The 12,199-nt window shown below is 70.6% G+C and carries 12 protein-coding genes and 1 pseudogene; 6 read left to right on the plus strand and 7 right to left on the minus strand.

Annotated elements, in window-relative coordinates; genetic code table 11:
* Positions 1-168 precede the first annotated feature (168 nt).
* Positions 169-897 carry a nitroreductase family protein gene (locus ACFVYE_RS04210; protein WP_389603980.1) on the minus strand — a complete coding sequence of 243 codons (729 nt, stop codon included), beginning with the start codon at positions 895-897 and terminating at the stop codon, positions 169-171.
* 275 nt (positions 898-1,172) lie between these two features.
* Here ACFVYE_RS04210 and ACFVYE_RS04215 point away from each other — a divergent pair, with 275 nt between their 5' ends.
* The 3 genes and pseudogenes from ACFVYE_RS04215 to ACFVYE_RS04225 all read left to right on the plus strand — a co-directional run.
* Entirely contained in the window at positions 1,173-1,406 is a 234-nt protein-coding gene (locus ACFVYE_RS04215) for an acyl carrier protein (protein WP_383977592.1), read from the plus strand.
* Entirely contained in the window at positions 1,403-2,653 is a 1,251-nt protein-coding gene (locus ACFVYE_RS04220; RefSeq protein WP_383977595.1) for a beta-ketoacyl-[acyl-carrier-protein] synthase family protein, read from the plus strand. Before ACFVYE_RS04215 ends, ACFVYE_RS04220 begins: the two co-directional genes overlap by 4 nt.
* 19 nt (positions 2,654-2,672) lie before the next feature.
* Positions 2,673-2,933 (plus strand): annotated as a pseudogene (locus ACFVYE_RS04225) (alpha/beta hydrolase); the annotation flags it as partial.
* Positions 2,934-3,136: 203 nt separating this feature from the next.
* Here ACFVYE_RS04225 and ACFVYE_RS04230 read toward each other — a convergent pair.
* A complete protein-coding gene (locus ACFVYE_RS04230) occupies positions 3,137-5,554 on the minus strand; it encodes an endonuclease/exonuclease/phosphatase family protein (protein WP_389603983.1) in 2,418 nt (805 codons plus the stop codon).
* A 240-nt stretch (positions 5,555-5,794) separates the two neighbouring features.
* Between ACFVYE_RS04230 and ACFVYE_RS04235 the strand changes: the two genes are divergently transcribed.
* Entirely contained in the window at positions 5,795-6,604 is an 810-nt protein-coding gene (locus tag ACFVYE_RS04235) for an ArsR/SmtB family transcription factor (protein WP_383977601.1), read from the plus strand.
* Positions 6,605-6,887: 283 nt separating this feature from the next.
* On the opposite strand, the gene ACFVYE_RS04240 is transcribed toward ACFVYE_RS04235, so the two are convergent.
* The gene (locus tag ACFVYE_RS04240) at positions 6,888-7,256 is read right to left on the minus strand and encodes a nuclear transport factor 2 family protein (RefSeq protein ID WP_383976335.1); all 369 of its coding nucleotides are present in this window, start codon (positions 7,254-7,256) and stop codon (positions 6,888-6,890) included.
* Positions 7,257-7,481: 225 nt separating this feature from the next.
* Positions 7,482-7,934 carry a DUF5709 domain-containing protein gene (locus ACFVYE_RS04245; protein WP_383976333.1) on the minus strand — a complete coding sequence of 151 codons (453 nt, stop codon included), beginning with the start codon at positions 7,932-7,934 and terminating at the stop codon, positions 7,482-7,484.
* 244 nt (positions 7,935-8,178) lie between these two features.
* On the opposite strand from ACFVYE_RS04245, the gene ACFVYE_RS04250 reads away from it, so the two are divergent.
* Positions 8,179-8,409 carry a DUF6296 family protein gene (locus ACFVYE_RS04250; RefSeq protein ID WP_383080002.1) on the plus strand — a complete coding sequence of 77 codons (231 nt, stop codon included), beginning with the start codon at positions 8,179-8,181 and terminating at the stop codon, positions 8,407-8,409.
* Between the two features lie 81 nt (positions 8,410-8,490).
* Here ACFVYE_RS04250 and ACFVYE_RS04255 read toward each other — a convergent pair whose 3' ends face one another.
* Positions 8,491-8,916 (minus strand): cold-shock protein, encoded by a 426-nt coding sequence (locus ACFVYE_RS04255; RefSeq protein WP_383976330.1) that lies wholly within the window; start codon positions 8,914-8,916, stop codon positions 8,491-8,493.
* A 148-nt stretch (positions 8,917-9,064) separates the two neighbouring features.
* The gene (locus tag ACFVYE_RS04260; protein ID WP_383976328.1) at positions 9,065-9,940 is read right to left on the minus strand and encodes a DMT family transporter; all 876 of its coding nucleotides are present in this window, start codon (positions 9,938-9,940) and stop codon (positions 9,065-9,067) included.
* Between the two features lie 130 nt (positions 9,941-10,070).
* Here ACFVYE_RS04260 and ACFVYE_RS04265 point away from each other — a divergent pair, with 130 nt between their 5' ends.
* Positions 10,071-11,225 carry a winged helix DNA-binding domain-containing protein gene (locus ACFVYE_RS04265; RefSeq protein ID WP_383976326.1) on the plus strand — a complete coding sequence of 385 codons (1,155 nt, stop codon included), beginning with the start codon at positions 10,071-10,073 and terminating at the stop codon, positions 11,223-11,225.
* Positions 11,226-11,240: 15 nt separating this feature from the next.
* On the opposite strand, the gene ACFVYE_RS04270 is transcribed toward ACFVYE_RS04265, so the two are convergent.
* A complete protein-coding gene (locus ACFVYE_RS04270) occupies positions 11,241-12,083 on the minus strand; it encodes a response regulator transcription factor (RefSeq protein ID WP_383976324.1) in 843 nt (280 codons plus the stop codon).
* Positions 12,084-12,199 lie beyond the last annotated feature (116 nt).

The following is a 12,199-nucleotide window of genomic DNA, read 5'->3' on the forward strand; positions in this document are numbered from 1 at the left end:
GCGGCGGCCGGCACCTTCCGGGTGCCCACCCCCGTGGGTACGCCCGTCTGCTCCAGCACCGGCACCAGGATCTCGGTGGGCGAGTTGCCGGCCCCCGCGCCCAGCGCGCACAGGGTGCCGTCGATCCCGGACCCCGCTGACCACCCGGGGCCGGGCGGGGGCGCCGCCCTACCAGCGGTCGCGGTGGATGACGTCCGCCACCGGACGGCGCCGGACCGGACCGAAGTTGCCCTGCGGCCACCCGACCGGAATGGCGGCGAAGGTGTGCATGTCCTCGGGGATGCCGAGGGCCGCCTTCCACTCCTGTTCCAGCATCAGGTGCCAGATGGTGACGTTCGCCGCGAGTCCCAGCGCCCGTGCGGCAAGAAGGATGTTCTGCACACCCGGATAGACACAGGAACCCTCGGCGAGCGCCTGGAAGCGTGTCTGGGTGTTCATCATGTGCTCGGTCCCGGCCGGCCCGAGCGCCTGCGCGGAAGCCAGCAGCCCCTCCTCGTCCAGGCGCGGCTCCGGGAACCGGTAGCAGGGGACGATCAGTGCGGGCGTATCGGCGAAGTGGTCACGCTGGTACTCGATCGCGGCGACCATCCGGCCGTACGCCGCGTCGTCCATGCCCTTCGGCGCGTACTTCCCGGTCGTCGCCAGATAGGCGTCGACGCACCGTTTCCACAGCGGTGCGAGGCGCGCCATCACCTCGCGGTCGGTCACCACCACGTACTCGTAACACTGCATGTTGCCGCCGCTGGGGCCCCATACGGCGGCCTGTACGAGCTGCTCCAGCGTCTCGTCGGGCACCGGCTCCGGCTTGAGACGGCGCATGGCACGCATGGTGGACATCGTCGCAAAGAGCGCGGGGCCGTCGCTCCCGGCCGCACCTATCGGCATATCTGTCGTCATGATCGCGGAGTCTACGGGCGAAGCCCCGGCGACGGGAGGCATGCTGACCGGCCTCCGGACGGCGGCACACGCGATCCGCTCCCGCAGTCGCACCATCGGCTCGGACCAGCGGATTCGTACACCTGGACGGCCCCCCTCCGCACGGGGTAACGCGGACCGGAGTCCCCTTCGCGAAGGCGTATAAAGGGTTTCTCCGGACCAGCCGGCGTCCCCCGAATGGCACTCACATCCCACGCGGCAGGGCGTCACCGCGTGCGAGAGCACAGGAGTGCCGCATGAGCACGGCAGAAGAGATCAACATCTTGCTGGTGGCGAACTTCGGAACCGGTCCCCTCGCCATCCGGCCCGAGGTGTCGCTCCGTCGACTCAGGCTGGATTCACCGGCCCTGGACGAACTGCGCCTCCTCGTCGAGGACCGGATGGGCGTAGATCCGGACGATGTCCAGCCGACCTCGCGGGACACCGTCGAGGAACTCGTGGACGCGGTGCACCGCAAGGCCGCCGCATGACGGCCCGCCCGTGGCACCTCGCGCCGTTCGCCGCCGCCGTCACCGGGATCGGCCTGGTCACGGCGGCGGGTGCGGGGGCCGACGCCACCTGGCGCACGGTCTCCGAGGCCGCCACCGCCCCGTCCGTCCTGCGGCGGCCCGAACTCCACGACCTGCCCTGTGACTTCATGTACACCATCACCGGCCTCGACACGAGCGCCCTGCTCGGGGTGGCCGCCGCGCGGCTGATGGACCGCTTCTCGCAGCTGGCCGTACTCGCGGCCCGCGAGGCCGTCGCCGACGCCTGTCTCGACCCCGCGGTCTGGGACAGCGGGCGGGTCGCCGTCGTCATCGGCTCCGCACACGGCGGACTGCCCTTCTACGACGAACAGCACGCCGTACTCGCCGAGCGCGGCGCACGCCGTATCTCCCCGAAACTCGCCCCGCTCACCGTCGTCAACGGAGCGGCCAGCAGCGTCGCCACCGACCTCGGCGCCCACGGCCCGAGCCAGGCCGTCTCCGCCGCCTGCTCATCCGGCACAGTCGCCATCGGCACCGCCCACCAGATGCTCCGCACCGGGGCCTGCGACATCGTCATCGCGGGCGGCGCCGAATCGGTCTGCTCCCGGCCGCTGATCGCCAGCGCCTGCCAGCTGAAGGCCGTCTCCACCCGGCGCGACGACCCCCGGGCGGCCTGCCGTCCGTTCGACACCCACCGGGACGGCTTCGTCGTCGGCGAGGGCGCCGGACTCCTCGTACTGGAACAGCCGGAACACGCCCGCGCCCGGGGCGCCGCAATCCGCGCACACATCGCCGGGTACGGGGCCTCCAGCGACGCCCACTCCGCCGTCGCGCCGGACCCCGAGGGCCTGGGCATCGAGCGGGCGCTGCGCACCGCGCTCGCGGACGCCGGAGTCGGTGCCTCGGACATCGGCCATGTCAACGCCCATGGCACCTCGACCGTTTCCAACGATCTCATCGAGGCCACGATGCTGCGCCGGGTCCTCGGCGAGTACCCCTTGGTCACCTCGACGAAGGCGATGACCGGGCACACCCTCGGTGCCGCGGGCGGCATCGAAACCGCACTGACCGTGCTGGCGCTCCAGCACCAACTCGTGCCGCCCACAGTCAATCTCGACGCTCCCGACCCCGAGATCCCCATCGAGGTGGTGCGCAAGGAGGCCCGGCCGGGAGTCTTCGACGTGGCCGTCAAGACCTCGCTCGGATTCGGCGGCCACAACGCCGCACTCGTCCTCACCAGGGCCTGACCCGGAAGCGAGGACCGTCATGGCCGAGGAGATCATCCGGACCCTGTCGGTGCACGGACTGCGCTACGGCTACCGGGTCCTGCTTCAGCCCTCGCCGCACACCGAGCCGGTCGTCGTCCTCGGCGGCGCGCTCCAGGGTATGTACGGCCGGCCCCGGATGGACGAGCACCCGGGGCCGCTCGCCCCCGTCGTCACCGCCGACCTGCCCGGCACGGGCGGCGCGGACCCGCTCCCGCCCGGCGCGGGGGACGACGTCCTGCACGCCGCCGTCGCCGGAGTTCACCGACCGCACACTGGACCGGGCGCCGGGACCGGCCGCTCTCCCGCGGCAGTCGGCGGGTGTGCATCCGGTGCGGAGGGCGTGAGAGGCGGGTCCGGGCAGTCGGAACGGGCCGGCCCCGATCCGCTCTTCGACGCGGGTGGGGCCGTCCGGCGACCGGTCGTCCCCACCCGCGGCTCGCGCTTTCGCGCAGGATCCGGAGGTCAATGCCCGCCGTGGCTCCGGGCGTTGACGTCCACCCGCACGATCTGCGGGTCGTGGTCGCTCGCCTGGTCGGCGAACTCCGCGTTGATGTGCACCACGTCGTAGTCGAAGCGACGGATGCCGGGGCTGGTCAGGATGTGGTCCAGCGTCTGCGAGTTGCCCTCGTACACATAGCTGTACTGCTCGCTCGCAGGCAGCGTGGTGATCAGCGGCTTGAGTACCTTGCCGCTGGTCAGCGCGTCCATGGTCGGGGAGAAGGCGAAGTCGTTGAGGTCGCCGAGCGTGATGACCCGGGCCGAATCGTCCGCGGCCAGCAGCGACTTGACGAAGGTGTTCACCTCCGCAGCCTGCTTCACCCGCTTGGTCTCCGAGCTGCGCTGCGGCTCCTGGTACCGGCCGTGCAGAGGCTGGTCGCCGCCCTTGGACGTGAAGTGGTTGCCGATGACGAAGACCGGCTTCCCGTGGAAGCGGAACTCGCCGACGAGCGGCTTGCGGCTGTCGGCCCACGCGTCACTGGTCGGGGTGATCCGGCCGGGCGACACCGAGAGCGTCACCCCCTTCTTCGTCTTCACCGCGGTCACGGCGGTGGTCGCGTCGCCGCCCGCGCGGTCCACGAAGTCGACCCTCTCGGGATTGAAGAGGAAGACGTTGCGGATGTTGCCGCCGGGTTCGCCGCCGTCCTTGCCGTTCTCGGGGGCGATGTACCGCCATGCGTACTGCGGACCGCCCGCGGCGACGATCGCGTCGGTGAACCGCTTCAGCGTCGCCTCGGAGCCGACCGTGCCGTCGTTCACCGCACCGTTGTCGTCCTGGATCTCCTCCAGCGACACGATGTCCGGGGAGGAGAGGCCGGCCGCGACGCCCTCGGCGAGGGTGTCGAACTTGGCCTGCTCGTCGAGGGCGTCCAGGTTCTCCACGTTGTACGTGGCGACGGCGAGCTCCTTGCCCTTCTGCTTCCGGGTGACTTCGCGCCTCAGGTGGTTGTCGGTGAGCGTGCCGAGCTCGGTGGCCTGGAGGTTGTAGCCGCCGAACGACGCGTAGTCCATGACACCGGTGGTGGCGCCGGACAGCACATCGCCCACATCGGCGACAGGGACGGGCCGGGCCGGGTCGAGCGACATCACCTTGATACGGCCGGTGTTCTGGTCGTCGTACGAGGAGTACAGCGTGCCGCCCCGCCGGGTCCGGTTCTCGTCCGGCTTGACGCTCACCCAGACCTCGTCGTACGCGGTCGTCGCACCCGTGACCCGGGTGTCGGAGATTTCGACGCGAGTGCCTTCGAGCGACTCGTAGAGGTCCAGGGCGTACGCCGACGGGTCTAGGGCCAGCGAGTCGATCGAACCGCCGTCCGCCGAGGGGACGTAGGCGTCCGGCACCGAGACGGCGTCGAGCACGACCGATGCCGGCAGCGCGTTGCCCGAGGACAGGACCGTCGTCTTCGGGGCGGTGATCTCGGTGATCGACTGGGTGGTCGACGACGGGTAGTACTCGTCCACCTTGCCGCTGACCAGCACCGAGTCGCCCACGGCGACACCCGGCGCGGTGGAGCCGGTGTAGACGAACACGCCCTCACCGGTACGGGCGTCCGTGTCCGGCGCGGTGTCCTGGATCCAGAAGCCGCGTGAACCGGTGGTCCGTACGCCGGTGACGATGCCGGGGACACCGGTCACCTGCCGGCCCTCCAGTGGCGACACACGGGTGGTGCCCTGGATGTCGTGGATCCGGACGGTGCCGGGTTCGGTCGGGCCGCCGGGGTCCTGTGGACCGGAGCCGCCGGATGTCTCACCGGCCGAGTTGACCGGTGTCGGGGTGCCCGCGGTGAGGTCCGCGGCGTTGTCGTCGGTGTCGGCGAGGGACGCACCGCGCGCCACCGAGGAGGTGTTCGATGCCCCTGTCGCAGGCCCGCTGCCCTCCCGTACGACCGCGGAGCCGTAGCCGACGAGATCCACGATCCGTGTGTCGGCCGCGCAGTCGGCGGCCGTCCTGCAGGTCAGCGGAGTCGTGCCGGAGACCAGCGCGACGGTTCCGCCGCCGGCCGCCATCGCGACCGTGCCGGTGGCGTCCGGCGTCGGCAGGGCGACGGTGCCGCCGGTGCCCGCGGCCTCGGCGACGAGGTAGCGGCCGCCGGGGGCGACGGACCCGCTCAGTGCGGAGACCTGCCACATCGAACCGGCGGAAGGAGAGGCCGGCAGATACTGCACGCTGAAACCGGACAGGTCGTAGGCGGCGGAACCGGCATTGGCCAGTTCGATGAAGTCGCGGGCGAGTGTCGCGCCCGAGTTGCCCCCGCCGCCGTACACCTCGGAGATCACGGCGGTCGAGGACGGAGCCGCGAAGGCGGCGGGCAGTGCGGTGGCCGACAGCGTCACGGCGACGGCGCCGGCCAGCAGGACGGAACGGGGTCTGGATATGTGCACGGTGGGCTGCTCCCGAAGTGTGGTGAGGGCAAAAGCTATGCGCGTAGAACCAGCCGTGACAAGACATCAGAAGTTAATTCCAGAAATCGTTCCGGCGGCCCGGAAGCGATGGGGCGAGGAGCGTGGCGGTGCGGTGGGGGCGTCTTCGGGCCGGCCCGGGCTCGACATGCAACCAAAAGGTTGCCTATGCTGCAAAGGGGCCGAGGACACGAACAGGCGATGGTGACCGTGATGGCGGCGATGGACCCGATATTCAAGGCGCTCGCCGATCCGAGCCGCAGGGAACTGCTCGACCGGCTCAACGCCCGGGGCGGCCAGACCCTGCGCGAGCTGGGTGAGGGCCTGGGCATGAGCCGGCAGGCGGTGAGCAAACACCTGGCGGTGCTGGAGTCGGCGCTGCTGGTCACCGTCGTGCGCCAGGGCCGGGAGAAGCTGCACCACCTCAACCCGGTGCCGATCCAGGAGTTCGCCGACCGCTGGATCGGCCGGTATGAACGCCACCGCCCGACCGCGCTGTCCCGACTCGAACAGACCCTGGAAGGAACGGCCATGGACAAGCCCGAGTTCGTCTATGTCATCTACATCCAGACCACCGCCGAGAAGCTCTACCGGGCGTTGACCGACCCCGAATCCATCGAGATCTACATGGGCGGTTACGGTCCCGAGTCGACCTGGGAGGCCGGCGCGCCGGTCCGCTGGAAGATGGACCCGGACGGCGAGTTCGAGGAGGTCGGTCAGCGGGTCCTGGAGGCGGAGCCCGGCAAGCGGCTCTCCTACACCTGGCACACCCTGCAGCCCATGCACCGCCAGATGTTCGACTTCGCCTCGGACGAGGAGTGGGACAGGGCCGTCCAGGAGCGGTCCGAGGTCGCCTTCGACATCGAGCCGGCCGAAGAGCCCGAGATGGGCATCAAGCTGACGATCACCCACGACGGGTTCGACAGCCCGGACAGCAAGATGCTGGAGGGCGTCAGCGGCGGCTGGGTCGTGATCCTCTCGTCGCTCAAGACCCTCCTGGAGGGCGGGAAGTTCCTCGACGAGCCGGCATGACGCCAGGCGGTCCGGCGCCGGCTCCGGGGCGGCGCCGGACGCCCGCCGCGGCAGCGCAATGCGCGGGCAACGCGGCAGGCGCAGGCGCGAGCACCTGACTGTGCGGCGATCGACCGGCCGGCTCGCCGGCGGCCGCGGTCACCGCACCTTTCGCCGGTACGGCGGAACGCTCTGCGGCCCCCCGAGCCCCGCCGGCCGGCTGTTCGAGACCGTCGACCGCGGCGACGGCCGTCCCGGCACCGGACCGGCGGAGCTCACATGACGGCTGTCGCCTGCTCTCGGCTCAGGCCCCGGGTACCCGGTCGAGGAAGCCGCTGACCGAAGTGATGCGTCCGTCGTCGGCGAGTGTGAGTACGTCCGACCCGGCGACAGGCGCCGAGCCGTCGGCGGTGGAGACCAGGTCCCAGCTGAAGCGCACGATGTCGTGGTGCCCGTCCGGGGTACCGGTCAGCTGGAACTCGAAACCGGGGAACTGCTGATGGGCCCCGTTGATCGTGGCCGTGAGCTCTTCGTGGCCGCGCACGTCGGCCAGCGGGTCGGTGTAGGTGGCGCTCTCGGTGAAGGCGGCCGCCACGGCCTTCTCCAGGTCCTCGGGGGTGGCCGCGTTCCAGGCGACGAAGTAGCGCTGAACGGCGTCCTCGTATGCGGTCATCGTGCTGTCCTCTCCTCGCGTCCGGCCCCTGGGGCCGGGCTCCCGTGTGCTCGTGAGGAACACGATGTCCGATGGCGCGGAAGGCGTCGATTACCTCCGAGGTCATGGTCGGAGCGCCGCCGGTGAGATGTCACATCGCGGCAGAGAGGAAGTAATGAACTCCTGGCGTCAATGTATTCCCGCCGATGCATTCCTGGCGTCGGTGCAAGGGGAAGAAGCGCCTCCTCACCCCAGGCTGTCCGGGACTACATGCATGGCGGCTTCCTCGGCCGATGCTGCCGCTCCGTCGATCCCGACGTCCTCGGCCGCCAGGGTGTCCGGCTCGTTGATGTCCAGCTGCCGGGTCAGTCGGCCGGCGCGTACCGTACCGACCTCCGCGTCCCAGAGTTCGCCGTCACCGTCGGACAGATCTCCCAGGTCGTCGCCGTCGGCTTCGGTGACATCGGGCAGTTCCCTTGCCAGGCGGCCCTCCAGCGGCTCGCCACTGTGCTGTTCGGCGGCCGTGGTGCCCAGATCCTCCACCGCCCACGGTCGCTCGGGCGGGGAGTAGCCCTCGTCGAGAAGGTCGGTCAGCCCCCGGTTGTCCAGGGTGTCCTCGATGTCGAGCTGCTCGGCGGGGTCGGAGGCCTCAGGCTGTTGGGGCTGGTAGACATCGTCTCCCATGTCGGCATCCTTCATGGTGTGTCCCTTCCCGGTTTCGGGGTCCCGGTCGTGCATGCCGCGCACGCGACTCGGAAGAAAGGGGGCATGTATTCGGTAAGCGCCCGAGTGCCGTCGAACCGCCCGTATGGGTTCAGGATAAGTGGCCTGGGTATGAGCCCGCAGCCGTGGGCCGCTGCCCGGGCGCGGCAGACCGGTCCGAGGGACGATGGAAGGTGCAGGCGGAGCATGCCCCCGCCCCATCCGTATCGGGAGAGCCGCCATGGATTACCCGGAGAGCTACCAGTTGGTATTTCAGTCGTCCGCCGTGGAGGACGACACGGTGATCGTCCGGCGTACGGCGCAGTCGGGGGCGGGTGGATACCCGATCTACGAGGACGAGACCGGAATCGTGCGCGCGGAGATCAGCGACCGGGGAGAGGTGCGCATGCTGGCCAGCGGCGGACACCAGGTGCTTGGCACCCCACTGGTCGTGCGGGAGCCGAGCGCGTGAATGAGCCGGGGCCCGTCCGGCAGATCATGACCGGACGGGCCCCGGCATCACAGGAAGGCGGGCCGGTGCCGCGCCGCCCCGTCAGCCCTCGGTCCAGCCGTGGTTCTTGGCGAACTGCAGCAGCCCGCTCCGGACCTGCAGGATCTGAGCTCCCGTCAGCGAGGGTGCCGACTCCAGCAGCACGTCGGTCACCTCCTTGGTGTACTCGGCAGCACTGAGCACATCGCACAAGGTGTCGTCGTCCGCCGACCCGGAAACACCGACCGAGGCGAGCCTCGGAGGGGTCAGCGGCTTCCCGTCGGGACCCTCGGCGAGCCGGACGGACGAGGCCTTCAGCCCGCGGTCACCGTCCTCGATCTCGAACTCGACCGCCGTACCCGTGTGCACATAGGACTCGGGGATCAACATGTCATTCACATGGAGAAACACATCCTCACCGCCGTGATCGGGTGAGATGAAGCCATATCCCCGTGCGCCGTCGAACCGCACCACGCGACCAGAAACCACACCAACCCCCAAGAAAGAACCGGGCCCCTTGCCCGTTTGCCACACATGGCTCGACCGGAGAATAGCCCTGTGCGGCCCGGCGGCGCGACCCCGTGGCGGGGAATCGCCCCCGACCGGGGCGAGTGCCTTCGGCGGGGCGGCGGCGGGCTCACCTGAGCTTGCGTGCGGGCGGGGGCGCGGTTCCGGACGCCAGCGGGGAGCGGGCCAGCTCGATGCAGCCCGCCGTGATCAGGGCGAGCGCGACCAGTTCGGGCAGCACCCACCACCCGGTGCGCAGTTCCTCGCCGAACAATGTCACCCCGTACAGGACGCTGATCAGCGCGTCACCGAGGGTCAGCGGCGGCTGGACGGCGACCAGCATGCCCGCCTGGAGGGCGTTCTGGAGGAGGAACAGCGCGCCCACTCCGGCCGCGGCGGTGGCGTACAGCTGCCAGGACGTCAAGAGCGCCACCGCTCCGCCGCCCCCTTCGAGCCGTGCCATGGCGTCCTTCATGAGTGCGGCCGTGAGGGCATACCCGCATGCGGCGGCGAGACCGAGCAGTGCGCCCCGGGGGTTGCCTCGCGTGCTCAGGGCCGCGCCGATCAGTGCGGCCTCGAAGATTCCGGTCACGATCAGCGCCGTGATCCAGGCCGCTCCCCGCACGGACGTGCTGCCGCCGCCCGGGGCCGCGGAGGCCATGCCGAGGGCCAGTCCCAGCGTCACGGCCGCCACCGCGTACCAGATCTGCCGGGGGATACGGACCCGCAGAACGAACCCGGCCATCAGCAGTGTGGCCGGCAGTTCGATCACAAAGATCGGCTGGACCAGGGCGATCGGCCCGGTGGCCAGTGCCACGGCCTGGCAGACGGCCGCGACGATCACCAGGCCGATCCCGGCGAGCCACACCCTCCGGCGCAGCAGATGCCTGATCAGCGACAGACGCATCGCCTCGCTGTCGGGCACGGTGCGGGCGGCGCGGCGTTGGAGAACGGAGGCCGCGCCGTTGCTGATCGCGGTCAGGATGGCGAACAGGACACTGATCACCAACCCATGATGCGGGTGGCGGGCCCACGATCCGGGGTCCTGCGGGGCGGCGGCATGGCGGGCGTGCGGATCGGAGCAGGCAACCCGATGAGGACCGAAGTTGTCCGCAAGTCCGCGTAGCGTGCCATCCATGGCCGCGAAGAGGAACCCCGCAGCACCCGCCGTGCTCTCCCCGCGCACGCTGGGCCGCGCCACGCTGGAGCGTCAGATGTTGCTGCGCCGGACCGCGATGTCCGCAAAGGAGGCGGTCGGGCATCTGGTCGGCCTCCAGGCACAGAACACCAAGCCGCCGTACTACCAGCTCCACGCCCGCCTCGACGGCTTCGACCCGGCCGAGCTCGCCGGGCTGATGGAGTCCCGCGAGGTGGTCCGTATCGTCACCATGCGCTCCACCATCCACCTGCACACGGCCGCCGACGCGCTCACCCTGCGCCCGCTCGTCCAGGCGGCGCGCGACCGGGAGCTCAGGACGTTCCGCAAGGGGCTCGCCGGGGTGGACCTGGGCAGGCTCGGGGCGGTCGGCAGGCAATTCGTCGAGGAGCGGCCCCGCACCCCCAAGGAGATCCGCGAGGCGTTGCTCACCGAGTGGCCCCACGCCGACCCGCAGGCACTGGGTGTGGCCGCCCGCTGTCTGCTGCCGCTGGTACAGGTCACCCCGCGTGGGGTCTGGGGAAGGAGCGGCCAGGTAGCTCTGACCACCGCCGAACACTGGCTCGGCAGCCCGTCGGCACCGGTCCCCGCACCTGACGCCACCGTGCTGCGCTATCTCGGAGCCTTCGGACCCGCCTCCGTGCAGGACATGCAGACGTGGGCCGGACTGACCCGGCTGCGAGAGGTCTTCGAACGGCTGCGGCCGCAGCTCATCACCTTCCGGGACGAGAACGGCGTCGAACTCTTCGACCTGCCGGACGCCCCACGCCCCGACGAGGACACCCCCGCCCCGCCGCGTTTCCTGCCCGAGTTCGACAATGTGCTGCTCGGCCACGCGGACCGTACGCGCCTCATCCCGCCGCAGTACCGGGGGCGCAACGGGAACGGCAATCAGGCGTACGGCACGGTGCTGGTCGACGGATTTCTCGCGGCGATCTGGCGGCTCGGCACCGGGGCCGGCACGGGGTGCGGTGCGAGGTCACTCACCGTGCAACCGCTCGGCAGGCTGAGCCGGGCCGACCGCGACGCCGTCGCGGAAGAGGCCGTACGGATGCTCCGCACCATGGCGACGGCGGGCACCGACGCGAACGGATACGACATCCGGTTCACGACGTTCGTCGACTTCGAACGGTGAGCTCCCGCCGTAGCGCTACGGCAGCAGCCCCGCCCGCCGCGCCGCCACCACGGCCTCCAGACGTGTGTGCGCACCCAGCTTGCGCATCGCCGAACGCAGATACCCCTTCACCGTCTCCGGGCGCAGCCCCAGCCGTTGTGCCGCCCCGGCGTTCGTCGTCCCCGCCGCCACACAGGCCAGCACATCCACCTCGCGCGGCGCCAGGTGCACCCCGCAGGGCTGCGGCGCGCGGGTACCGGCCGCCGAGGCGAGCCGCCCGCACACCGAGAGCAACTCCTCGCGCAGCGCCGGGTCTGCGACCTTCGGCACCAGGGCACGCAGTTCACGATGGGCCTCGCGGACGTCCTCCCATGCCTCCGGCGCGGCCCTCGGGTCCGTGACCTGTTCCCGGGTCACGGCCAGGAGCTGCTGCACCTCGTCCCGTACGACCAGGGCCTGTTCCACATCGCGGGCGGCGGCGACCGCCGCGTCGAACGTACGGTCCCCGAGCGAGACCGGCTCGCGCAGCGCCCCGTACAGCACACCGCGTACCTTGCGTCGTACGACGACGGGCACCGCGACCACCGAGCGCAGGCCCTCCGCCGCCACCGCCATGTCGTACTCGTGGCTGATGTGACGCGAGGAGTGGTAGTCGGTCACCGCGCAGGGCCGGGACAGGGCGATCGACTTGCCACCGAGCCCGCTGCCGGCCGAGATGACAAGACCGCGCAGGGCAGCGGTCTGCGCCCCGTTCAGCTCGACGATCCGGGCATGCCGGGCATCCGAGAGCAGCCCGCCGAAGGCCACGGGCAGCCCACTTGTCCGGCGCAGCCGCAGCAGCGCTGCCTGCATCTCGACCGCATCGACGGATTCCGGCACATTGACGCCCCTCTGCCCGGCTCCGGAGGCTCGGCAGCCTACCCCCGTTCGGGGGTGGTGAGACCTGGGTCACTGTTTACATGATGTTAAGTGACCGGTCCGGTCCGCAATGAGGA

The organism is Streptomyces sp. NPDC058239 (assembly GCF_042882185.1).
In the GTDB taxonomy this organism is placed as follows: domain Bacteria; phylum Actinomycetota; class Actinomycetes; order Streptomycetales; family Streptomycetaceae; genus Streptomyces.

Coding starts and splice junctions, on each gene's coding strand:
- ACFVYE_RS04245 (WP_383976333.1), bottom strand. CDS start 7,934: ATGAAGGATGCCGACATGGGAGACGATGTCTACCAGCCCCAACAGCCT.
- ACFVYE_RS04210 (WP_389603980.1), bottom strand. CDS start 897: ATGACGACAGATATGCCGATAGGTGCGGCCGGGAGCGACGGCCCCGCG.
- ACFVYE_RS04240 (WP_383976335.1), bottom strand. CDS start 7,256: ATGACCGCATACGAGGACGCCGTTCAGCGCTACTTCGTCGCCTGGAAC.
- ACFVYE_RS04235 (WP_383977601.1), top strand. CDS start 5,795: ATGGACCCGATATTCAAGGCGCTCGCCGATCCGAGCCGCAGGGAACTG.
- ACFVYE_RS04250 (WP_383080002.1), top strand. CDS start 8,179: ATGGATTACCCGGAGAGCTACCAGTTGGTATTTCAGTCGTCCGCCGTG.
- ACFVYE_RS04215 (WP_383977592.1), top strand. CDS start 1,173: ATGAGCACGGCAGAAGAGATCAACATCTTGCTGGTGGCGAACTTCGGA.
- ACFVYE_RS04220 (WP_383977595.1), top strand. CDS start 1,403: ATGACGGCCCGCCCGTGGCACCTCGCGCCGTTCGCCGCCGCCGTCACC.
- ACFVYE_RS04265 (WP_383976326.1), top strand. CDS start 10,071: ATGGCCGCGAAGAGGAACCCCGCAGCACCCGCCGTGCTCTCCCCGCGC.